The sequence below is a fragment of the Rhodoblastus acidophilus genome (genome assembly GCF_009720655.1).
GTDB lineage: Bacteria > Pseudomonadota > Alphaproteobacteria > Rhizobiales > Beijerinckiaceae > Rhodoblastus > Rhodoblastus acidophilus_A.
The window spans coordinates 25,922-48,172 of the sequence record NZ_WNKS01000020.1 but is presented as its reverse complement, the minus strand read 5'-3'; the positions used below and the strand labels follow the sequence as shown (position 1 = coordinate 48,172).

Annotated in this window: 17 protein-coding genes; 9 read left to right on the top strand and 8 right to left on the bottom strand. The window is 64.3% G+C overall.

Annotated elements, in window-relative coordinates; genetic code table 11:
* The first annotated feature begins 83 nt into the window (after positions 1-83).
* The 4 genes from GJ654_RS17095 to GJ654_RS17080 all read left to right on the top strand — a co-directional run bounded on the left by GJ654_RS17095 (position 84) and on the right by GJ654_RS17080 (position 3,651).
* Complete coding sequence (locus GJ654_RS17095) at positions 84-1,007, top strand: LysR family transcriptional regulator (RefSeq protein WP_155447395.1); 924 nt, start codon at positions 84-86, stop codon at positions 1,005-1,007.
* Positions 1,008-1,032: 25 nt separating this feature from the next.
* Complete coding sequence (locus GJ654_RS17090; protein WP_155447394.1) at positions 1,033-1,734, top strand: transposase family protein; 702 nt, start codon at positions 1,033-1,035, stop codon at positions 1,732-1,734.
* Positions 1,735-1,917: 183 nt separating this feature from the next.
* Positions 1,918-2,346, top strand: coding sequence for a secondary thiamine-phosphate synthase enzyme YjbQ (locus GJ654_RS17085; RefSeq protein WP_155447393.1), 429 nt, complete (start codon positions 1,918-1,920; stop codon positions 2,344-2,346).
* A gap of 3 nt (positions 2,347-2,349) precedes the next feature.
* Positions 2,350-3,651, top strand: a complete 1,302-nt coding sequence (locus GJ654_RS17080) for a RuBisCO large subunit C-terminal-like domain-containing protein (protein WP_155447392.1) — start codon at positions 2,350-2,352, stop codon at positions 3,649-3,651.
* A gap of 98 nt (positions 3,652-3,749) precedes the next feature.
* Here the strand turns inward: GJ654_RS17080 and GJ654_RS21710 are convergent, their stop codons facing one another.
* Positions 3,750-4,346, bottom strand: a complete 597-nt coding sequence (locus GJ654_RS21710; protein ID WP_425540402.1) for a hypothetical protein — start codon at positions 4,344-4,346, stop codon at positions 3,750-3,752.
* 436 nt (positions 4,347-4,782) lie between these two features.
* Here GJ654_RS21710 and GJ654_RS17070 point away from each other — a divergent pair, with 436 nt between their 5' ends.
* The 3 genes from GJ654_RS17070 (at position 4,783) to GJ654_RS17060 (ending at position 5,880) form a co-directional block, all read left to right on the top strand.
* Positions 4,783-5,175, top strand: coding sequence for a hypothetical protein (locus tag GJ654_RS17070; RefSeq protein ID WP_155447390.1), 393 nt, complete (start codon positions 4,783-4,785; stop codon positions 5,173-5,175).
* A gap of 84 nt (positions 5,176-5,259) precedes the next feature.
* Entirely contained in the window at positions 5,260-5,559 is a 300-nt protein-coding gene (locus GJ654_RS17065) for an HdeA/HdeB family chaperone (protein WP_155447389.1), read from the top strand.
* Between the two features lie 27 nt (positions 5,560-5,586).
* Entirely contained in the window at positions 5,587-5,880 is a 294-nt protein-coding gene (locus GJ654_RS17060; RefSeq protein WP_155447388.1) for an HdeA/HdeB family chaperone, read from the top strand.
* A 270-nt stretch (positions 5,881-6,150) separates the two neighbouring features.
* Here GJ654_RS17060 and GJ654_RS17055 read toward each other — a convergent pair whose 3' ends face one another.
* From GJ654_RS17055 to GJ654_RS17030, 7 genes are all read right to left on the bottom strand, one after another.
* Positions 6,151-14,754, bottom strand: coding sequence for a GH36-type glycosyl hydrolase domain-containing protein (locus GJ654_RS17055; RefSeq protein WP_155447387.1), 8,604 nt, complete (start codon positions 14,752-14,754; stop codon positions 6,151-6,153).
* A gap of 157 nt (positions 14,755-14,911) precedes the next feature.
* The gene (locus GJ654_RS17050) at positions 14,912-15,415 is read right to left on the bottom strand and encodes a hypothetical protein (RefSeq protein ID WP_155447386.1); all 504 of its coding nucleotides are present in this window, start codon (positions 15,413-15,415) and stop codon (positions 14,912-14,914) included.
* Entirely contained in the window at positions 15,408-15,737 is a 330-nt protein-coding gene (locus GJ654_RS17045) for a hypothetical protein (protein ID WP_155447385.1), read from the bottom strand. The genes GJ654_RS17050 and GJ654_RS17045 overlap by 8 nt, the downstream gene beginning before the upstream one ends.
* 24 nt (positions 15,738-15,761) lie before the next feature.
* Complete coding sequence (locus GJ654_RS21520; RefSeq protein ID WP_264586138.1) at positions 15,762-15,896, bottom strand: hypothetical protein; 135 nt, start codon at positions 15,894-15,896, stop codon at positions 15,762-15,764.
* Between the two features lie 92 nt (positions 15,897-15,988).
* Positions 15,989-16,198 (bottom strand): cold-shock protein, encoded by a 210-nt coding sequence (locus tag GJ654_RS17040; protein WP_155447418.1) that lies wholly within the window; start codon positions 16,196-16,198, stop codon positions 15,989-15,991.
* Positions 16,199-16,515: 317 nt separating this feature from the next.
* Positions 16,516-16,716: a hypothetical protein gene (locus tag GJ654_RS17035; RefSeq protein WP_155447384.1), complete on the bottom strand. Its 201-nt coding sequence runs from the start codon at positions 16,714-16,716 to the stop codon at positions 16,516-16,518.
* Positions 16,717-16,969: 253 nt separating this feature from the next.
* Positions 16,970-20,638: a chemotaxis protein CheB gene (locus GJ654_RS17030; RefSeq protein ID WP_155447383.1), complete on the bottom strand. Its 3,669-nt coding sequence runs from the start codon at positions 20,636-20,638 to the stop codon at positions 16,970-16,972.
* 183 nt (positions 20,639-20,821) lie between these two features.
* Here GJ654_RS17030 and GJ654_RS17025 point away from each other — a divergent pair, with 183 nt between their 5' ends.
* Together GJ654_RS17025 and GJ654_RS17020 are read left to right on the top strand one after the other, a co-directional pair.
* Positions 20,822-21,181, top strand: a complete 360-nt coding sequence (locus GJ654_RS17025) for a response regulator (protein ID WP_155447382.1) — start codon at positions 20,822-20,824, stop codon at positions 21,179-21,181.
* A 654-nt stretch (positions 21,182-21,835) separates the two neighbouring features.
* Positions 21,836-22,240 carry a DUF1236 domain-containing protein gene (locus GJ654_RS17020; RefSeq protein ID WP_155447381.1) on the top strand — a complete coding sequence of 135 codons (405 nt, stop codon included), beginning with the start codon at positions 21,836-21,838 and terminating at the stop codon, positions 22,238-22,240.
* Positions 22,241-22,251 lie beyond the last annotated feature (11 nt).

Genomic DNA, 22,251 nt, shown 5'->3' with positions numbered 1-22,251 from the left:
CCGATGACCAGAAGCTAACCCCTTCCAATTCAGCGAAATAGGTGCCAGTATCGGGAGGTATCCTCTCAAAAATCGGAAAGACGATGGATCGTCTCGAAGCCATGTCGATCCTGCTGACCGTTGTCGAAACCGGCAGTCTTTCGGCGGCGGGGCGCAAGCTCAACGTTCCCCTCGCCACCGTCAGCCGCAAGGTTTCCGAGCTTGAGGCGCATCTGGGAACGCGGCTGTTCAACCGCTCCAGCCGCCAGTTCACGCCGACCGACGCCGGACTCGCCTATATCGCCGCCTGTCGCCGCATCCTGGACGATGTCGAGGAGGCCGAGCGCGTCGCCTCCGGCGAATTCCGCACGCCCAAGGGCGATCTGATCATCAGCGCGCCCATTGTGTTCGGTCGCCTGCATCTGCTGCCGGTGGTGGTGGAATTTCTGCGCGCCTATCCCGAAATCGACATCAAGGTGATCTTTGCTGACAGTATGGTCGATCTGTTTGAGGAGCATATCGATCTGGCGCTGCGCATCGGCGCGCTGCCCGACAGCGGGTTGTTTGCGACCAGGCTGGGGAGCATCCGCCATATCGTCTGCGCCAGCCCCGCCTATCTCGCCGAACAGGGCGTTCCGCGCGATCTGGCCGAACTTGAGCGACACGCCTGCGTCGCCTTTCAGACCCTGAGCGTGGCGGGCCTGTGGAAGTTCAAGTCGACCACGATCACGCCGCGCCCCCGGCTGGTGGTCAATACGGCGGAAGCCGCCATTGACGCGGCCATCGCCGGCGTCGGCGTCACCCGTGTGTTGAGTTATCAGGCGGAAGCGGCGATCCGCACCGGCGCGTTAACGGTGGTGTTGGAGGACTGTGAGCCCGCGCCCCTGCCGGTCAACCTCGTTCACTCAGGCGAAAGGCTGCTGCCGCTCAAATTGCGCGCCTTTCTCGATTTCGCCACGCCCCGGCTGAAGGCCCGCGTCGTCAAAGCGGCGTTGCAGCCAGCGCCGGACGGCGACAACGCGCCGTAACAATTCGACGAAGAGAGCGAGCCGATTGCGCCTTGCCTCCTCGCTGTCAGGACGTCGGACACATGAACGTCTTAGCCTCCACGGCTCTGGCCATCCTCGGCCTCGCCGCGACATCCAACGTCGTCGCAGCCGCCGGGCGATTCCGCCGAGCGAAAAAGTCCGAATCTCCATGTGGCGACCGAATCAATCGGAGGTCGCCATCAAGTCTCTGCGACCGTTGCTCGCGATACTCGCCACAATCTCCGACCCGCGTCGCGCGGAGGGCAACCTTTACCAGTTGCCGCACGTGTCGCTGTTTTCCATTTTCGTCATCGTCAGCGGAGCCCATTCGTCTCGGGGCGTCCAGACGTCCTTCAAGGCGCCTCGACAGGCGCTGAACAAAGCCTTCAAGATCAAGTGGAAGAGGGCTCCGGCGCATACGGCCATCCGCTGCATTTTGCCGGGCCTCGACGCCACGAATGTGGAAAAGGCCTTTCGCGAACACAGCGCCAACCTTAACGGCGCGCCCGGTGGAGCCGAGACCTGCGTCATCGCGTTCGCGGTCGATACGGCGCTGGCGCTCGCGCATTTCGAGATCGATGAGAAATCCAATGAAATCGCGGCCGTGCGGATATTGCTGGCCGAACTCGACAAGAAGCGCGTCGACAAGAACCGGCGCAATGCGACGAAATCCGAAAGAACCCTGGCGTTTTCGCCAGGTTGCGCAGCTTCGCCTACACTATCCTGAAGTGCAATCGAACCGACACGACCCCACAGGACCGCCGCGCCGCCGCTTTCGGCGGACTCAAATCTATGCTTGCAATGACTTTCAGCAGAGAGCGTTCAAACCTGCGCGAAGCCTTTGGCGTTTGCCTATCAAAAGCTTGCGATATAAAAGCATCCCGCGCGCTTCCCGCCCCCAGGTGACCCCATGAAAATCCTAAGAACGCGGATCGAGCTCGAGACCGTCGAGCCGATCCAGATCCTCGATATGACCGGACAGGTCCGCGATTGGCTGAAGACGACCGGTATTCGCGAGGGGCTGCTCACCGTGACCTCCCTCCATACGACGGCGCGGGTCAACGTGAACGAACGCGAGCCGCAGCTGCAAAAGGACATGGTGACCTGGCTGAAGCGATGTGTGCCCCGCGATGGGGACTGGCTGCACAATCTCGTCGCCGTCGACGGACGCGACAACGCCCACTCCCACGTCCTCGGGCTTCTCATGAATTCATCCGAGAGCATTGCGGTTGCGGACGGCGAGTTGGTGCTCGGCAGCTGGCAGGCCATCTTTTTTGTTGAACTTGACGGCCCGAGGGAACGTCGCGGGCTTGAACTTCAAATCATGGGAGAAGCTTGATCCATGACGCCGGACGATATTGCGGGTTTTTACGCCAAGCGGGGCGATCTCAATCCCGAAGACTATATCGAGCTTGATTTCACCTTCGAATGCGCCGGCGACCCGCGCGAAGCCGCCGCACATCTGTGCAGCGAGCAATCCACGGCGCAATGGCGTCGCGTCGGCGTGGACGAAGATTTTCGCCCACGATTCGCGGCCAAGGTGCTCGAATTGGAGTCCGAGCCGCGCCCTTCCGGGTTCAGCATCCCCGTAGAATGCGCGGTCCAGGGGCCAGTGCACGCGGTGCGCGTCACCATCGCCCACCCGCATGGCAATTTCGGGCCGCGCATCCCCAATCTGCTGTCCGCCGTCTGCGGCGAGGGCGTTTTCTTCTCGCCCGGCATTCCCCTGATCCGGCTGCAGGACATCCGCTTTCCCGACTCCTACCTCGCTCATTTCGAGGGGCCGAGGTTCGGCGTCGCCGGTTTGCGCGAGCGGCTGCAAGCTTTCGGTCGACCCATCTTTTTCGGCGTCATCAAGCCGAACATCGGGCTTCCCCCAAAACCTTTCGCGGAGCTTGGGTATCAAAGCTGGCTTGGCGGCCTCGACATCGCCAAGGACGATGAGATGCTGGCCGACATCGACTACAGCCCGCTCAGTGAGCGCGCCGCGGCGTTGGGCGAAGCGCGCCTCCGGGCGGAGCGTGAAACGGGCGTTCCGAAGATCTATCTGGCCAATATCACCGATGAGGTGGACCGGCTTGCCGACCTCCACGATCTCGCGGTCGCGAAAGGCGCGAATGCGCTCCTCATCAACGCGATGCCCGTTGGATTGAGCGGCGTTCGGATGCTGCGCAAGCACGCCACGGTTCCACTGATCGCGCATTTCCCCTTCATTGCCGCATTCAGCCGGCTTTCGGGCTACGGGATTCATTCCCGGGTGCTGACCCGGCTGCAGCGGCTGGCAGGGTTCGACACGGTGATCATGCCGGGCTTCGGCAGCCGCATGATGATGCCCGAGCACGAGGTTCTGGACTGCGTCCGCGCGTGCCTGGAGCCCATGGGGCACATAAAACCCTGCCTGCCCGTGCCCGGCGGCAGCGATTGGGCGGGCACCCTGGAAGGCGTCTACCGGAAGGTTGGCGGCGTGGACTTCGGCTTTGTGCCGGGACGCGGCGTTTTCGGACATCCGATGGGACCACGTGGCGGCGCGGCAAGCATACGGCAGGCATGGGACGCCATCTCGCAGGGAATCCCGCTCGCGCAACATGCGCTTGCACATGCCGAGCTTCACGCCGCGCTGGAGGCCTTCGGCTCGCGAGCCTGAGCGTGGTAGCGCCCGGCGATTCCACCGCTGGGCGCGCATGCCCGAAATTGGGGCGCAAACGCAGCGTCATCCCGTGTCTGCGCCGCAGACACGGGATTTTAGAACACAACGACCCGAGTTTGGAACGACTCGGGGATTGTGTGCTTCATCATGCCGAAGTCCTGGACAATGCAGACCTTGCCCGCGCCGGCCGATCCACGGGTGAAGCTGGAACCGATGCCGGCGCGCCGCTTCCTCGTGGTGACGTTTTCAGGCATCGCCCGCGATGACTCGATCGCAAGCAAAACGGACGAACTGAGGCAGTCGGCGCGCGCATGAGACTGAAGCGCGCTGATCCGCCACATTGACGCAACGCAAAGACAGGATTTGCGCGTCATGTATTCTTCACAAACGTTGGCGGCACAGCCAACAAATAATTCTATCTTGAGCCCGTTCGTCTTTCTTTGGTCGATCGGGCTTTTTTGTTTCTTGTCGCGCTGCTGGCCGGGCACGAAAAAAAACCGCTTCATCGGGGGATGATGAAGCGGGTGGAGTTGCATTCCCGTCAGGAGGAAACTGACAAAGAATAGATTGGCCGCGCTAAAATTTCCTAAGAACTGTATCGCTATTGTTTTGAATTCAAGCGAATGATTAATGGTGTCTTGGTTGCGCGGGTTAGGTTCTTGACCTGCGGAAGCTTCGCCCGACGCCTGCATGATTTACACTGCGTCCGCCCGTTGATCTATTCGTTTTGTCGACTGGGGTATTTTCAAGCGAAGTCGATGCCGGTTCGCGTGAAAAAATTCATCAAAACAAGAATTTAGAGCTTTTTCATGTTTCCATGCCCGCCCAAGGTCAAGCTGCGAGCTTTATCGCGACGGCTCGCCGACGCATCGCTTGTTCGGACCGCCGCGCCAAGTCCGTGAGCGGGACGCCGGACTGGCGCGCATGCCGGGCGCGGGGCAATGGCGAGCTCACGGAGCCCACAAAAAACGCAGGCGGCGTGAAACGGCCCTCGAAATGGACGAAGCCTTGCGGAAAATATCGCTCCGAGCGCGTTCATGGTTGAACTGGCTTTATCCGTTCACCTTTTGATGCGCATCTGCGAACTGTGGTTGACGTGAAAAAGACGATGGGCAAAAGGAGAGGAATATGATCATCTCTCAATTCAACGGTCGCTTCCGCCGGCTCGCATTATCAGCGGCGCCATGCGTGATTGCGGCATGCATAGGAATTGCCCCCCAGGCCAACGCTTTGGAATGCCCCCTGCCGCAGAAGCTCTCCCGCAACGGCGTTCTCAAGGAAACGCCAACCCAGATGGCCATCGTTGGCGCATTGCTGGCGCGCGGCGATGCGAGCAGGACGGTTCCGCTGGTCGAGGCGGATTTGCGCGCGCGTTATCCAGGTGTCGAAAATGCCGAGCTGGTGAATTATATTGTTACCGCGTTCTGCCCGGTCGTGAGCCATATGACCGGAATGAGCGATGCGGAAAAGCCGGCGCGCCTGAATGGTTTTGTCCAGGATCTAATGCAGATGACCTATTGAGCGGTGGGTTCGTTCGACGATTTCCATCCTCATGTAATGAGCGATTGTGTCCGCTCAGAAACTTTGAACCAAGGGAGCTTTTTTATGAAGAAACTCGCAATGTCACTGGCGTTGGCGACGATGATTGCGCCGACGTTGAGCCACGCGCAGGTCGATATCGACATGGGCAGGCTCACCTGCGCCGATTATCTGGCGATGTCGCCGGAGGGTGAAAAGGTCTTCTCCGCGTGGATGAGCGGTTGGTTCAACCAGAAGAAGGGCTACACGACGGTCGATCTCGAAGCCTACGCCCGCAATGTCGCCAGTGTGAAGAAATGGTGCGCAGCGAACCTGAAGGATTCGGTCATGGGCGGCCTGCAAGCCGCAACCGGCGGCGCCAACTGATTCATTCAACGGATTCGGAGATATCGAATGAACCGCAACCTTTTTGTCGCCGTCGCGCTTCTCGCGGCTTTCGCCGGAAGGCCCGCCTCGGCGCAGGTCGTGCTCCAGATGGACCAGATCACCTGCCGGCAGTTCCTGGACGCTGACCCTGAGAGACAGATCCTGATCGGCTCCTGGGTGGGCGGCTATTACAGCGCCTCCAAGAACCTCAACATCTTCCAATCCATTTACGCCAAGCGCAACACGGAAGTCGCCGTCAAATATTGCGAGAAGCACAAGGACGATTCGTTCCTGAACGTGTGGATGAAAACCGCGCACTAGTGCGTTTTCGAGCGAAGTGGATGCCGGTTCGCGTGAAGAAAACGCGTAGAAATAAAAAACTAGAGCCCGTTCGGTGAACGGGAGTTCACCGAACGGGCTCTGAAATCAGCGCACTGAATGGAATCGACGCCGCGCCTTGAAACAGCGCGGCGTTTTTTTCCAAAATGCGACAAAGCCGCGCATGAACACGTGGTGTTGGGCCTCGAAGGCCCCTGTTCTACGCTGAGCTTGATGATCCCAGTGGTTTCCGTGCGCGCCGTCCCCTCAAGATCAGGGCCTTAGAAGCAGATCGACATCCATATCTATGGCTTTGGTCTCCACCAAACCCATGCGAACGATCACCTGCCGTGCGCGTCCGTCGTCGACAAGCGGCAAGATGAGCGGCGTCAACTGACTATCGTCGCCATCGACAGACACTGAAATGACGCCCCGTTCGACTCCGGAGGGATTCTCGACGCGGATGTCGTAGCGCGAAGCGCCGCGCCGCAGCGACACATCGAAGCCCGTCCAGCCTTTCGGTATGCAGGGATTTACGCGGAGCGTGTCGCCCTCCAGCCTGATCCCCAAAATGCTTTCCAGGCCGGCGCGCTGCATCCAGGCGGCGGAGCCGGTGTACCAGGTCCAGCCGCCGCGTCCGACATGCGGCGCGTTGGCGTAGATGTCGGCGGCGACGACATAGGGCTCGACCTTGTAGCGATGCGCGTCCGCGCGGGTGCGGGCGTGATTGATCGGGTTGAGCATGGCGAACAGGTTTGCCGCCTTGTCGCCCTGGCCAAGTTCGGCGAAGGCCATCACCGACCACAGCGCGGCGTGGGTGTACTGGCCGCCATTCTCGCGGATGCCCGGCGGGTAGCCTTTGATGTAGCCGGGATCGAGCGCGGTCTTGTCGAACGGCGGGGCGAACAGCGGCGCCAGTCCGTCCTGCGGGCGGATCAGTTCGCGCTCGACCGAAGCCATCGCCTGCGCCGCCCGCTCGGGCGACGCGGCGCCGGACAGAACGGCCCAGGATTGCGCGATGCAATCGATGCGGCATTCCTCGCTTTGGCTTGAGCCGAGCGGCGTTCCGTCGTCGAAGAAGCCGCGCCGGTACCAGTCGCCGTCCCAGCCTTCGCGTTCGAGCGCGGTTTTCAGCACCCCCGCATGCGCGCGCCAGGTCTCCGCGCGCAAAAATTCGCCGCGGGCTTCGGCGAGCGGGGCGAAACGGTTCAAGGCGGCGAAAAGCAGCCAGCCCAGCCAGATGCTCTCTCCGGCGCCGCCGGCGCCGACGCGGTTCATGCCGTCGTTCCAGTCGCCGCCGCCGATCAGCGGCAGGCCGTGAACGCCGAGATCAAGACTGTTTTCCAGCGCGCGGGCGCCGTGTTCATAAAGGCTGGCGGTCTCGTCGCTGGTTGACGGCGTGAAAAAGCTGTCATGCTCGGAGGGCTCCAGCCGCCGTCCTTCCAGAAAGGGGAGATTTTCGTCGAGAATGGCGGCGTCGCCGCTGACCTGGACATAGTGGCCGATGGCGAACGCCAGCCACGCCCGGTCGTCGGAAATGCGGGTGCGCACCCCCTGGCCCGAATGCGGCAGCCACCAATGCTGCACGTCGCCCTCGGCAAACTGCCGCGAGGCCGCGCGAAGAATCTGGGCGCGGGTCATGGCCGGATGCGAGGCCGCCAGCGCCAGCACGTCCTGCAACTGGTCGCGAAAACCATAGGCGCCGCTGGCCTGATAGAAGGCCGCGCGCGCCCAAAGGCGGCAGGCGACGGTTTGGTAGAGCAGCCAGCCGTTGAGCATGATGTCCATGGCGCGGTCCGGCGTCTTGACGGTGACGGCGCCAAGAAGCGCGTCCCAATGCTGGCTCACCTCCGCGAAAACCGCATCGAGATCGGCGGCGCGGAAAGATTCGACGAGGTGACGCGCCTCCTGCGAATCCTCGCCCTGGCCGAGCAGGAAGATGATTTCGACGCTGGCGCCGGGCGCGAGCGTGACGCTGGAGCGCAGCGCCGCGCAGGGATCGAGGCCGGCGCCCAGAGTTTTGGACAGGCTGGCGCCGCTGGCCACCGCCGCCGGTTGGCGCAGCGTCCCGTTGCGGCCGATGAATTCGCGACGGTCGCCGGTCCAGTCAGTCTGGCGCCCGCCAAGATCGGCGAAGGCGACGCGCGCGCCGAAACCCGCGACCCAGCGGTTCCGGGCAAAAATCGCGCCGGTGGAATCGAGCGAAGTCGTCACGAACGGCAGGCCAGCCGAGCGCGACGGGCCGAGCGCCCATTCGACAAAGGCGGTGACGCTGAGATGACGCGCACGACCGCTGAGGTTGCGCAGTTTCAGGCGCGAAATCTTGATCGCGCCTTCGACGGGCGCGAATTGCAGCAGGTCGGACTCAATGTCGTGACTGGTGTGTTCGAACCGGCAGAAGCCGCGACCGAAGCGGGCGACATAAGTCGCCTCCTCCAGGCGGATGGGCAGCGCTGTCGGGCTCCAGAAATCGCCGGAATCGTCGTCGCGCAGGAAAAACGCTTCGCCGGAGCGGTCGGACACCGGATCGTTCGACCAGGGCGTGAGCTGGTTCTCCCGGCTGTTCACCGACCAGGTGTAGCCGCCGCCCTCGGTAGCCGCCTGGAACCCGAAACTCTCGTTGGCGACGACGTTGATCCAGGGCGCGGGCGTCGCCTGTCCCGGTCCCAGGACGGTGACATAGTCTTGGCCATCTCGGGCGAAACCGCCGAGTCCGTTGAAGAATTCGAGTGTTTCGGCGAGCGGCGAGGCTGGCCGCGGGGCGCGTTCGATCCGGCGTTTCGCTCTCACGCTGGACGGCCTGGCGGTCTCGATGATCCGTTCGAGCTGTTCCAGCAGACCGCCGCGCTGCGCCACGATCACAACGCGCGCGATGGACGCCAGCAGGGCGGACGTTTCCGTCGGAATGAGATCGCTGCGCAGCACGAAGGCGGCGCCGCCGGAGTCCTCGCCGGGCAGACGGGGCCGCATATGGCGGGCGCGGATCAGGGTTTCCAGCGCGATCTGAAGGTCCTGTACATAGGAGGACTGGCGCTCGTTGAGGATGACCAGATCGACGGCGAGCCGCTTCATCCGCCAATATTCATGCGCTTGCAGCAATTCGCGGGCGACATCGAGATCGTCGGAATCGTTGATGCGCAGCAGCACGATGGGCAGGTCGCCGGAAATCCCTTGCGCCCACAGGCCGGATTGCGCGCCGGAGCCGGCGAGGATCGTGGGGGAGGGCGGTCGCAGGGTCGCATTGGCGTAGATCACCGGACTGGCGAGGCGCTGGAACAGGCTGGCTTCGCCAGCGGTGACGCCGAGATGGTGCAATTGCACCTGCGCCTGCGTCCAGGCCAGCGTCGTCGCGCGTGAAAAGGCGGCGGCGTCGCGGTGTTTGTCGACGATGTCGAGCAGCGTTTCGCGGGTCGAGGCCGCCATGGTCCAGAACGAAATGCGCGCCACCCCGCCGGGCGCGATGCGGACGCGACGGCGCAGCGCGAAGATCGGGTCGAGCACGGCGCCGACGCTGTTTGACAGCCTGCGCCCGTCGATCATGGCGATGGGCGTTCGGATTCCTTGCCCGCGTCCGAGAAAGCGGGCGCGGTCGGTTTCGAATTCCGTCTCGCCAAAGCTTTCGCCATCGACGACGGCGAGCTGGCCGACCCAGACTTCGGGCTCGTCGGGCGCGCGCCGGCGCCGGGTGGCGACGAGCGCGCCGACATCGGCCAAGAACTCGGTCTCGACGAACAGTTTTGAAAAAGCGGGATGGGCGATATCGGCGGCCTGCGGCGCCAGGGCCAGCTCGGCATAGGAGGTGATTTCGATCTCGCGCATGCGGGGGCCGCTATTGGTGACGCTGACGCGCCGCACTTCGGAATCGCCCTCGGAGGACACGACCACATCGAGCGTGGTGGTCAGCGCGCCGTCGCGGCGGGTGAATTCGGCGCGATCCTCGTTGAAGGCGACATGATAGGAGTCGGGCTCCTCGCCGATCGGCTGGAACGCCGCCGACCACACCGCCTCGGTGCGCACGTCGCGTAGGAAGATGTAGGAGCCGAAATCGTCGCTGGTCGGGTCCTCGCGCCAGCGGGTCAAGGCGAGTTTGCCCCAGCGGCTGTAGCCCGAGCCGGCGGCGGTCAGCATGGTCGAGAAACATCCGTTGGACAGGAGATGCGTCGCCGGATTGTCCTGATGCGGCGAGACGAATCGCCGGCCGCCCAGCGGCTCGACATCGCGCCCTTTCCTGAGGGGCGATTTCATTTCCGAGGCCCAGGGATGGGTGACGGCGACATCGCGCGGCATGCGCTCCTGCAACAGAAGTTCGGTCGCCTGCACCATCGGCTCGCTGTGAAAGCGGGTCCGCATTTTCGCGTCGAGCACGGCATTGGCGATCGCCACAATCGTCATGCCCTGATGATGGGCCATGAAGGCGCGGACGATCGCGCAATCCTGCCCCTTCGGCACGCGCGTGGGCGTGTAATCCAGCGCCTCGTAAAAGCCGTAGCGGCCGCGCGCGCCGATTTGGGCGAGGCGATCCAGATTGGCGCGCGCCGCGTGCGGATCGACCATGGCCGCCAGCCCCGTCGCATAGGGCGCCACCACGGAATTGTAAGCGAGGCCGCGCTTCAGCCCGAGGCCGGGAATGCCGAAATTGGAATATTGATAGGTCAGTTCCAGATCGCGCGCGTTATAGGCGGATTCCGAAACGCCCCAGGGCAGGCCAAGTTTTTGGGCGAAGGCGATCTGCCGGCCCACGACCAGACGGTTGGTGTTGTCCAGCAGGCTTCCCGCCGGCGCCCGCATCACCAGCGAGGGCATCAGATATTCGAACATCGATCCCGACCAGGAGATCAGCGCGGCGCCATGGGCGACCGGGGTGGCGACGCGTCCCAGGTGGAACCAGTGGCGGGCGGGAACATCGCCCTTGGCGATGGCGAAAAAGCTCGCCAGCCGCGCTTCCGAGGCCAGGAGGTCGTAGCAATTGGCGTCGAGCGCGCCTTCCGGCGCGACACAGCCGATCGACAGCAGGTTGCGCTGCTTGTCGATCAGGAAGCCGAAGTCCATGTCGAGCGCCATCGCGCGCGAAACATGCTCCAGCTTGTCCAGCCGCGCGCACAGCGCCGCCAGCGCCTCGGCGCCGCGCGACAAATCGGCGCGATGGGCGGCGATGGCGTTGACGCTGGCCTGCGCCCAGAACAGCATGTCCGCGCCGTCAGCGTCGCCGCGCTCGCTGGCCAGCGCCTTGGCCATGTCGGCCATGGTCGCGGCTTGCAGGGCGAGGTTCAGCAGGCGCGTGGCGAAATCGTCCTGCTGGCCAAGGTTTTCCTGCACGGCGCCGGCGAGTTCCGCCAAAGCGGTGTCGAGCTGGCGCCATGTGACCGTCTGGGTCTTGGGGCCATCGCGCAGGCGCGCCGCCTCCTGGCGCGTCAGGGCGAGCGCGTCGCCGACGCCGGCGAGCATGCGCGCCCCGTCCGCCTGGGCCGCGCGCCATTCGCGGCAAGCGTTGGCCAGCGCGATCAGGTGCCCGGCGAGATTGCCGCTATCGACGGATGAGACATATTTGGGATCGAGCGGACGCAGGTCGCCGGTGTCGAACCAATTGTAGAAATGGCCGCGAAACCGCTCCATGCCGCTCATGGTCGAAAGCGTCGCCTCAAGACGCTCGACGGTCTCGTCGAGGCCGATCCAGCCGAAATCGTGCGCGCTGGCCGCCGCCAGCAGATAGAGCCCCATATTGGTCGGCGAGGTCCGGCGCGCCAGCGCGGTCGGGTCCTCCTGAAAATTGTCGGGCGGCAGATGGTGATCGGCGGCGGTGACGAAGGTTTCGAAAAAGCGCCAGGTGCGGCGCGCCGTGAGGCGCAAGGCGCGGGCGTCGTCGTCCGCCAGGGGGTTTTCGCGGGCGGCGAGGCGCGGCGGCAGGCTGACCCAGAGCGCTATGGCCGGCGAGGCCAGCCAGAGCGCCGCGAAACCGCCCGCCAGCAGCGCATTGAAGCCGCCTGCGACCAGCCCGGCGATCAGGGCGAGCGCGCCGAAAATCGATGCGCCGAACATGCGCCGGTAGAAGCCGGCGAGGTCGAGCCGGCGCGCCTGCGACGCCTGCGCGGCGGGAGTCCACTCAAGCAGGTTCTTGCGGCTGACGAGCAGGCGATACAGCGTGCGGAAGATGGCGTCGCCCATTAGCCACGCCTGATCGGCCAGGAAGATGATGGTGAGCGCGGACAGAATCAGCGCGAGCTTCAAATCGCCGCCGAGCGCGCGAAAATGGCTTGAGAGCGTGACGCCCGGCCGCAGCGGCGGGACGGCGGCGATCACCGGAATCATCGAGGGCAGGGCGATGGTCGCGACGACGAACAGCGTCCAGACCACGCAAGCCGGAAACGGCAGCAGGAAGCCCGCGAGCAAGGCGACGACCGCCAGCGGCGCCGAGAGCGTGCGGCGCAAGTTGTCGAGCATTTTCCAGCGCCCGACCGCCGGCACGCGGGACGCGGATTTCGGCGCGCCGGGCGCGCGCGGTCCGCGCCCAAAAATCCATGGCAGCAATTGCCAGTCGCCGCGCGCCCAGCGATGGTGGCGCAAGGCCCCGACATCATAGCGCGACGGATATTCCTCGACGACCTCGACATCGGAGGCGAGACCGGCGCGGGCGAACACGCCCTCGAACAGATCGTGGCTCAGCAGCATCGAGTCGGGCGCGCGTCCGGCCAGCGCCGCCTCGAAGGCGTCGATGTCGTAAATCCCCTTGCCGGCGTAGGAGCCTTCGCCGAACATGTCCTGATAGACGTCGGAAACGGCGGAGGCGTAGGGGTCGATGCCGCTCAGGCTGGAAAAGATGCGCTGGAACAGCGAGCCTTCGAGGCCGACCGGCAGCGACGGGGTCACGCGCGGTTGCAGCACGCCATAGCCTTCGACGATGCGACCGGCGGCGGCGTCGAAACGCGGCCGGTTGAGCGGATGCGCCATTTTGCCGATCAGGCGGCGCACGGTTTCTCGGGGCAGGCGGGTGTCGCCGTCGAGCGTCACCACATAGCTGGTGTTCAACGGCGGCGCGAGCGGGACGCCGTCGAGAACGACAAAGCCGGTGTCATCGGCGCCGCGCAAGAAGCGGTTGAGTTCGTGCAGCTTGCCGCGCTTGCGCTCCCAGCCGATCCAGCGCGACTGGCTTTCGTTCCAGACGCGGTGGCGATGCAGCAGCAGGAAGCGCGGGCCGCCGGGCGCGGGGCCGTAGCGCGCGTTCAGCCGGGCAATGCCCGCGATGGCGACAGCCAGCAGGGCGTCGTCGCCCTCGACGTGTTTGGCGCCCGCGTCGAGCCAGTCGGACAGCAGCGCGAAATGCAGGTCGCCCTCGGGGCTGGCGAGATGGTGGATTTCCAGCCTCTCGATCTGCTCTTCGATGGATCGCGCGCTGGTCAGCAACGTCGGCACGGCGACGAGGGTGCGCAAATGGGGTGGGACGCCATCGGCCAGCTCCAGCGCCGGCAACAGGTTGGCGTGAAAGCCGAATCCGACCGCGCGATTGACCAGCGCGACGCCGGCGTCAATGGCGGGGATGACGCCGAGACCACCGAGAATCCAGAGGGCGCCGCCGCCAAAGCCCATGGCGGCGAGGGCGAAAAGCGGCGCGGCGAGCAGGATGAGGGCGACGGTGGCGATGGCGCCCGCGTAAAAGCCGATGCCGTTCGCCCGATGCAGCCGCACCCGCCACTTCTGCTTGCGCGGGTGATAGCCGATGGCGGCCTCGAACGCCGGGCGGCCCCCGCCGATGAGATGATAGCCGGCGTCGCTTTTCCGCGCGTCCGCTTGCGCGGGCGTGAAATCGTGACAGCGCCTGGCCGCCGCGACGGCCTTGTGGGCGATGTCGAGTTCGTCGCCCTCCGAGCCGCGCGCCAAATCCTCGATGGCGGCGCGGTAGAGATTGCGCGTCGGGAAATCCATGGCCTTGTAAGCGGGGTCGGCGCCAAGCGCCGTATCGACCAGGCTGACCTCCTCGAACAGGTCCTGCCAGTCGACATCCGAGATCAGGCGCAGGCTGGTGATGATGTTGCGCACGGTGACGCTGGTCGCGCCCTGGCGCCGATGCGCCTCGCGCACCAGATCGTCGGCGCCGGTCTGTTGCGCGGCGAGGCGCTGGTATAGCCAATCGAGCGCCGGCGTGACCTTCGGGTCCTGGTCGCGCAGCCGATGGATGAGCTGGACGGCGAAGCTTGGCGAGCGCGCATCGTTTTCATGGTCGGCGAGCACGATTTTCGCCGGCTCCGCCTTCCGGCCCGAGGCGCCCAGCAGGCGATCGGCGAGATCGTCCGCCAGATGCCGCGCCGCGCGGCCGTTGACGATCTCCTCGGCGAGGCGGCGCAGGTTTTCGATCATCACCAGGCGAAGCGTGATCGACACCGCCCAGAGCTCGCCGATCGTCAGCGGCTGCGCCTGCTGATAGGCGCGCACATAGCCGACCAGCATGCTTGAGTCGAAACGGCTGTCGGTGTGCGCGACAAAGGCCCAGGCCATGCCGAACACGCGCGGATAGCCGGCGAAGGGACCGGAGCTGAGTTTTGGCAACTGCCGATAATAGCCGGCGGGCAGGTCCGACTGGATCGCGCGGATCTGCTTTTCGATGAGATGATAATTGTCGATCAGCCACTCGGCCGCCGGCGTGATCGCGCGGCCCTCGTCGGTCCCTTGCAGCAGCGTCTTGTAGGCGGCGAGCAGGACGGCGCCGTTTTGCGCCAGACGGGCGGCGAGCGGAGGCGCCTTGACCGGCTTGGGCGTCACCTTCTGCGCGGCGGCGAGACTGCGCGCATGGTCTTCGAGGCGCTCGGCGCTGAACAGTTCTTCGCGAACGGGTTCGGGATTGTCCCAGGCCGACGGCGCGCGCGCGAAAAGGTTGAAAAACGTCAAGAAGAGCCTCGAATCCGAAGTCGGTGGAAAGGTGCGCCCTCACGCGCGCGCGACGCCGTGGCGTCTTGAGGCGCGGCGGCAAGGGGCATGTTCGTTGGGGTGGGGTGACCCGCATCCTTCTGGCGCCGGGACGCGCCTTGAGGAGGGGCGATGGCGATTACGGATCGGCCTTCTCAGCGACAGGCGCCGCCGGCCGTTCAGCGACAGGCGCCGCCGGCCGTTCAAATGCGCCCGCATCGGTATGCGGCGCCTTCCGGAAAACGGAAACCAGAGTCAAAACGAGCAGCAAGATGAGGATGGCTGGAACGAGCGGGCTCCAGTGCGGCTTCGCCTGAGCGCCGCCGACCATGGCGGCGACCGAATACTGCCGCGCGGGCTGAAGCAGCGCGAGCATGCGGTCGGCGATGGCGGTTGCGTCGCTGCGGTCCGGCATGAGACCCACCAGGACGTCGAGCGCCAGGGATTTCGGCATTTTTGCGATGCGCGCCGCTTCTTTCCACGGATCGGCGCCGGAGCGCGCGATCACCGACACCATGGTCAGCGGCATGCCATGGCCGTCCTCGTAGAGCACGGCATAGAGAAACGGCTCGAACTCGCGTCCCAGTGGCGGAAAGGCTTGTCGCGCTCTGTTCCGTTTCCGGGTTGGCTCACGTTCAGCCACGACCATGCCAATCGGCCGGATCGAGCATGCCGGTCAAATCGATGTGGGCGACGCAACTTTCGTCGGCCAACACTTTGTCCGAAAAGACGATGTCGAAGACCTGCCCCTGCTCGGTCAGCATTTGCAGGTCGCGGCGGCCGAACAGACCTTTCAGCGCATCGGCGCGCAGGCGGATCTCGCCGCACCCCGAAACGCCCGCCGCCGCGCGGTGATAGCCGTCGAAATCGAAGGTCGCCGGCGCCAGTTTCTTGCCGTTGTGAATGATGTCGCCGCGTCCGGACAGCCGTCCGAGATAGCGCAACGCCTTTGTCTTGAAAGCCATGGTCTTGCTCGTTCTTCCTGGTCGTCACCGCGCCGGCTTCGGCATTTTGATCGGGGCCAGCTGGCCCAGCGGCATTTTCGGCGGGTTGGGAGCGGCCGCCGGCTTGGCCGCCTTCGGCTTCTTGGCTTCGCGATTGCCGCGTTTGCGTTCCTGGGCCATGCGTCACTCCTGTCGCGCGCCTTGCGCGGCGCGCCTGATGGAAAAGAAAAACCCCGAAACCTTGAGGCGCGGGACCCCTTCCGGCGCGAAGGTCAGTTCACGATTGCGAGCTTTTCGGCCGACATCTTGCCGCCGCGATCCGCGACGAGTTCGAAGGTGACCTTGTCGCCCTCGCGCAACTCGCCGATGCCAGCCCGTTCGACCGCGCTGGCATGGACAAAGGCGTCCTGACCGCCGCCATCCAGCGCAATGAAACCGAAGCCTTTTTGCGGATTAAACCATTTCACGGTTCCCTGAGACATGGAAACTCCCTTTCTGCACAAGCCAAAAGGCTTGCCGACGTCGCCGGCAGTCGAAATTGCACGTTTTGGCATGATATTTATGAGGCGCGCTTGGCGTTTTTCCGCAGAAATACGCCAAGAAACCAGCATCCGACTTATTTAAGATAGGATTTGTTTGTATATTTACAAGCTGAGTTCTCTTTTATATTTTCGACCGTGCGTGATTTCTGCGCTTCCCGCGCGGATGCGTTCGGAACATCCAATCCAGCACGGCCAACACGGCAAGCGCCGCCGGGATCACCAAAGGCGGCGTGGACCGGGCGGATATTTTATGAACTTCATGTCGGGGGAACCGGCGCCGCCTTGGGCGGAACGAGCGTTTCGCAATCCACGGACTGAACTTCAGGCTTGGCGGCGCCGTTCATCGGCTTGCCGCCGCGCTTGGCTTCCTCCTTGCGCTGTCCGAGGCGAAGCTCGTGAATGATGGAGACGGTTGAAGGCAGCGGCGCGCGGCGCCTGAACGGGATAAGTTCGCCCATGATGAATGCTCCTTGCGCCGGAAGTCCTGAGAGTCAGGGGCGCGCGGCGTCGCCGTTCCTTATTTCACCTTGCAGAGTGAACGGAAAAGCGTCTGGCGGCAGACTCGGAATCTACTCACGATCCCGCGACAGGGACTTTCCCGCCACGGGCCGCGCCAGCGCCGGAAGCGATTTGGCGCCCGTGCGTTTCATGATTTCAGCGCGATGCCGCGAAAGACGGCGCGCGGATGCGCGTCGTCGTCGACGATGAAAATTACGGGGGCTCCCCAGCCAGCCCGCGCTCAATGGCCTGCGAAACCTCCGCCAGCTTGACCGGCTTGTTGAGCAGCGCGCAGCCGGCTTCGCGCACGGCGCCCAGCGTTTTTGCCGAGATGTCGCCGGTGAGGATGATCGCGGGAACGAAGCGATGCAATCCGTCTCGCAGCGCGGTGACGAGCGCAAGACCGTTCGCGCCGTTTGGCAGATTGAAATCCGCGAGGATCAAGTCAGGACGGAAATCGCCAAGCTGGACCAGTTTCAAGGCCTCGGGGCCGTCAGCGGCGAACGCCACGCCATGGCCCTCCTCCCGCAGCGAAGCCACCAGCAATTCGAGCAAATCGGGATCGTCCTCGACGATCAGCACGGCGCCCTTGCGGGGCGTTTTCGCGCCGTCCTCGACGCCGCTGGCGCGGGCGGGCGTTGGAGCCGCCCCGCCGACGGCGCCGGCGACGAGCGGGACCTCGATGGAGAAAACCGAGCCGGCGCCCTCGCGCGAGCGCACCATCACGCGATGGCCGAGCAGGGCGCCGATCCGCCGCACGATCGACAGCCCCAGTCCAAGCCCGCGGCTGCGTTCGCGCGCCTCATTGCCGACCTGATGATATTCGTCGAAAATCGCCTGGATTTCGGCATCGGGAATGCCCAGGCCGGTGTCCCAGACCTCGATGCGCAAAAGCCCCTCGCGACGGCGGCAGCCGAGCAAGATCTCGCCCCTTGGCGTGTATTTCAGCGCATTGGCCAGCAGATTGCGGACCATCTGTTCCAGCAGGCGTGGATCGCTCTGGATCCTCAGACCGCAGGGAACCATGCGCAGGGCCAGCTTTTTCGCCTGAGCCTGATAGACGAACTCGTCGCGCAACTTGACCAGCAGATCGTTGACCGCGAAACCGACGCGTTGCGGATGCACAACGCCGGCCTCGATCTGGTTGATGTCCAGGAGCGCATTGAGAATCCCGCTCATGGCGCCGAGCGTATCGCCAATCCTCGCCACCAGGTTTTGCGCGCGTTCCCCTTCCGCGACGCGCGCCAGCAAACCGTGAAGCAGGGCCAGCGCCTGCAACGGCTGGCGCAAGTCGTGGCTGGCGGCGGCGAGAAAACGCGATTTCGCCAAATCGGCGGCTTCAGCCTTGCGGCGCGCCGACTCGAGCGCGTCGCTGACTTTTTTCCGATCGGTGATGTCGACATAGGTGATGACCACGCCCTCCACGCCATTCTGCTGGGTGCGATAGGGCAGGATGCGGCGCATGTAACAGGCGCCGCTGTCCGCTTCGATTTCGTGTTCGATGGGCAGGTGTTCGGCGAGCACGGTCCGCGCATCCGACAGCAGCGCGGCGTCCGCCACCAGGGGCGCGAGATTGGCCAGGGGGCGCCCGACGTCGCCGGGAATGATGCTGAACAGCAATCGTGTCGATGGCGTGAAAAAGCGAATCCGAAGCGCGACGTCAAGAAAGATGGTGGCGACATCGGTGCTGTAGAGCACATTCTGCAAATCGTCGGCTGTCGTGCGCTGGCGGTCGAGCGTTTCCTGAAGCTGGCTGTTGAGCGCGGTCAGCTCCTCGTTCAGCGATTGCAGCTCTTCCTTGGAGGTCAGCAGTTCCTCATTGGCGGACTGGAGCTCCTCATTGACCGAAAGCGCCTCCTCATTGATCGCGTTTTGCTCCTCGCCGGCGATCGCCAGCTCTCGAATGGCGTCCTTCAACTCGCTCCGGGTTGACTCCAGCTCCTGTTCCAGTTCCGCGACCCGCGAGGCGTCTCCCGCCGCGCCGGGGGCATTGCGCGCCGGAGCCGGCGTTTCTTCGATGAAACTGATCAGCGCCAGCTCCTCGCCATCGCAAACGACGTATCGCGCCGAAATGGCGAAAGCGAGCCGCGCGCCATCGCGCGCGATGCGGCAGCCGCCGACCCGGACCGGCGCCTTGTCATGGAATACCTGCATGATGATCGACCGGAGCTTGGCGCTCAGGCCCGGCCGCGCCATGGCCAGGAGATCTTGGGTTGGCGCGCCGGATGGGACCGCCAGATAGCGATCGGTCGGCCCCAGCGAAAACAGCTGTTCGTGCTTGCGATTGATCAAGACCGAAGCCGGCGCCTCATGGTCAAGCACAAGCCGCCGGCTCAGATCGGCCAGAACCGTTTCGCGCGCGGGCGAGCTTAGCGGCGCCGGGCGCGCCGGCGCGCGCAAGCCGTCGCCGCCCCAAAAGCCGAAATCACCGGGTCCGCCGCGCATCACATGGCGAAAGATGCGATCCGTTCGGGAGATGGCGGTGAAGCGTTCCCGCTTCTCGCCGACGGATTCGGAGCCGCCCAGCAGCAGCACGCCGCCTTCGCGCAGGGCGAAATGGACGATGTCCATGACCTTGGCCTGCGCCTCAGCGCCCATATAGATCAGAACATTGCGGCAGGAGATGAAATCCAGTCGCGAAAAGGGCGGATCCGCCAGAAGGTCCTGCACGGTGAACAGCACGCTGGCGCGCAGATCGGCGGCGACCCTGAACCCGCCTTGTTCCTTGAGGAAATGGCGCGCCAGCCGCTCGGCCGTGACATCGGCCGCGATGGCGAGCGGATACAGGCCCTCGCGGGCCTGAGCCACGGCGTCGGCGTCGATGTCGGAGGCGAAGACCTGAAGCTTGATGGGACGGCCCGTCGCCGCGATGGCCTCGTGGAACAGAATGGCGAGGGCATAGGCTTCTTCGCCGGTGCTGCATCCGGCGACCCAGATGCGCAGGGGCTGGTCCGCCGGATGCCGGCTGACAAGTTCGGGAATCACTTCCGCGCCAAGAAAATCGAACACTTTGGCATCGCGGAAGAAACCGGTGACATTGATCATCAGGTCCTTGGCGAGCAGATCCAGCTCCCGCGGATCGTCGCGCAGCCTTTCCAGATAGGCGCTCATGTCGTCGCCGTGCAGCGCCATCCGCCGCCCGATGCGGCGCTGCAACGTGCCCCGCTTGTAGAGCGTGAAGTCGTGGGCGGTCTTGCTGCGCAGCAATTCGAGAATTTGCGCCAGCCAGGGTTGGGCGGGCGGCGGCGTCCGCGGGTCGAAGTTCAGGATCGCCCGGGGAATTTCAGCCGCTGGAAGCACCAGATCGACCATTCCGGTCTCGATGGCGCTGCGCGGCATGCCATCGACGCCGGCCTCATCCGGATCTTGCGCGATGACCAGGCCGCCGGCGGCCTTGATCGCCTTGAGCCCGGCGCTGCCGTCGCCGCCCGCGCCCGAGAGCACCACGCAAATGGCGCGCGCGCCCATGTCGTCGGCGAGCGATTGCAGCAGGAAATCGAAAGGCAGGCGGGCGCCATGCCGCTCGCGCGGTTGCGACAGTTTTAGCGCGCCATCCTCGACCGCGAGCGAAACGCCCGGCGGAATCACATAAAAATGGTCCGGAGCGAGGGTCATGCCCTCCGTCGCCTCGCAGACCTTCATCGCTGTGTGTCCGGCGAGCAGATCGACGAGCATGCTGTCATGGGTCGGATCGAGGTGCTGGACCAGAATCACGGCCAGTCCGCTGTTCCCGGGCAAGGCGTCCGCCAGCGCCTTGCAGGCGTCGAGCCCTCCGGCGGAAGCGCCGATCGCCACGACGGGAAAAGGCGGCGCAGCCGTCGGGGATGCGCTGCTGGCGTTCGGACGAGAGGTTCTGGCCGGCTTGGAGACGGTTTTCCGCATGCGAAATGATATCCGGATTTCGCCTGCGCAATCAGGACGTCTCTGTTACTATCATCTTTGCTCCAAAACCGACAAATGACTGATTGAAAGCCCTCTGAATTCCGAGCCTCCGGCAGGCGCGAAAATGCGTTATAAATATGGAAACAGCGCCGCCAGAGCGCGTCACGCGATGGATGAACCAGAATGAAAAAGCTTCGCGTGATGATCATGGAAGACGACAACGTCCTTGCGTCCGCCCTGGCTGAACTGATCGAAGTCCTTGGCCACGAGATCGTCGCCGTCGAGGCCAGCGAGAGCGCAGCCATTGCGTCGGCGGCGTTTGCGAAACCCGATTTGATGATCGTCGACGCGCAACTGGTCGAGGGCAGCGGCGTCAATGCCGTCGACGCCATCACGCGCGCCGGTCCTGTTCCTCATTTTTTCATCACCGGAGATGCGCGGTCGTTGCGGATGCTGAAGCCGGAGGCGATCATCTTGCAGAAGCCCTATTTCGACAGCGATCTGATTCGGGCCATCGCGTTGGCGGTGGGAATCTCAGCCTGATCGGCTGGATCGGACGCAATCTCCCACGTTTGGCGCAACCCCGTCGCATGTTGAACGGGCGAGCTGATCGCGGCAAGGCGGCAAGCAGCATCGAGCCCAAGCCGCTTTCGCGCCCGAAGACGATGGCGCCGGCGTGGGAGGGGTGACGGTCCACTGGTCCTTGTGCACGCGCGCCGGTCGCGCCGGAGGCCTTTTTGGGTCGTCTGCGCCGGGCCGGTTGGCATTCGCGGGGATGCGCCCGCATGAGTAGAGTCCGATCCTGTAAAGGGCCTGGAAAACCTCCTAGTCTTTCCCTCCAAGACGGGCTTCAGGGTGTTCGGCGCCGATCGCCGTCCGCACGCCCAATATCTTGGCGCAAGGCGATTTATTCGACGCGAGGCGCTGCTGCTGGTCGTTGCGGCCGGACACGCAGACCCCCAGGTCGCGGAAATCCGAGGCTGTGCGCGATCGGCGCGATCAAGAGCCGCGTCACCCGTGCGCGGAGGTCATTGGCCGACATGCGGTGTGTCGACCCTGCCCCTGAAACATTTGAGGCTTCGGATGTCCCCGAAAAGAAAGTCCGGCGGGAGGCGTCGCAATGCGCTGACGCCTTGCGTCGATGGGCGCAACCAGGTTCGAAGCCATTGTGCGCGAGGTTCCATCAGGAACATTCTCATGCGCATCAACACGGCCGCCGTCGCCACGATCGTCTTTTTCATTCTCTCAGGCGCTGCGGTCGCACAGGGGGCTGTGCGCGGCGCCGATGGAGGGTTTCGCCAGATGTATCAAGTGGCCGGACCGATCGGCGCGATCGTCGGCGGCGCAATCGTCGGAGGCCTCGCCGGCCGTTTCGGCGGTGACCGGCGCCAGCGATTTCATGACTATGTCGCCAAACAACGCCATGACTCCTACGTTTATGACCGGCAGGTCGACATTGGCGCGGTCCTCCCGGATCAAGGCGTGACCTTTTACGAAATTCCCCCGGATTTTGATGCGCGGGGTTACAAATATGCGATCGTCAACGACCGGACCGTGATTGTCGATCCGCAGAGCCGCCGCATCGTGCTCATCGTCGATTGAGCAGGATGAGA

Excerpts from the sequence above, each read along its gene's own strand:
- GJ654_RS17095 (WP_155447395.1), top strand. The coding sequence starts at position 84 with ATGGATCGTCTCGAAGCCATGTCGATCCTGCTGACCGTTGTCGAAACC.
- GJ654_RS17085 (WP_155447393.1), top strand. The coding sequence starts at position 1,918 with ATGAAAATCCTAAGAACGCGGATCGAGCTCGAGACCGTCGAGCCGATC.
- GJ654_RS17080 (WP_155447392.1), top strand. The coding sequence starts at position 2,350 with ATGACGCCGGACGATATTGCGGGTTTTTACGCCAAGCGGGGCGATCTC.
- GJ654_RS21710 (WP_425540402.1), bottom strand. The coding sequence starts at position 4,346 with ATGCAGGCGTCGGGCGAAGCTTCCGCAGGTCAAGAACCTAACCCGCGC.
- GJ654_RS17070 (WP_155447390.1), top strand. The coding sequence starts at position 4,783 with ATGATCATCTCTCAATTCAACGGTCGCTTCCGCCGGCTCGCATTATCA.
- GJ654_RS17065 (WP_155447389.1), top strand. The coding sequence starts at position 5,260 with ATGAAGAAACTCGCAATGTCACTGGCGTTGGCGACGATGATTGCGCCG.
- GJ654_RS17060 (WP_155447388.1), top strand. The coding sequence starts at position 5,587 with ATGAACCGCAACCTTTTTGTCGCCGTCGCGCTTCTCGCGGCTTTCGCC.
- GJ654_RS17045 (WP_155447385.1), bottom strand. The coding sequence starts at position 15,737 with ATGGCTTTCAAGACAAAGGCGTTGCGCTATCTCGGACGGCTGTCCGGA.
- GJ654_RS21520 (WP_264586138.1), bottom strand. The coding sequence starts at position 15,896 with ATGGCCCAGGAACGCAAACGCGGCAATCGCGAAGCCAAGAAGCCGAAG.
- GJ654_RS17040 (WP_155447418.1), bottom strand. The coding sequence starts at position 16,198 with ATGTCTCAGGGAACCGTGAAATGGTTTAATCCGCAAAAAGGCTTCGGT.
- GJ654_RS17035 (WP_155447384.1), bottom strand. The coding sequence starts at position 16,716 with ATGGGCGAACTTATCCCGTTCAGGCGCCGCGCGCCGCTGCCTTCAACC.
- GJ654_RS17030 (WP_155447383.1), bottom strand. The coding sequence starts at position 20,638 with ATGCGGAAAACCGTCTCCAAGCCGGCCAGAACCTCTCGTCCGAACGCC.
- GJ654_RS17025 (WP_155447382.1), top strand. The coding sequence starts at position 20,822 with ATGAAAAAGCTTCGCGTGATGATCATGGAAGACGACAACGTCCTTGCG.
- GJ654_RS17020 (WP_155447381.1), top strand. The coding sequence starts at position 21,836 with ATGCGCATCAACACGGCCGCCGTCGCCACGATCGTCTTTTTCATTCTC.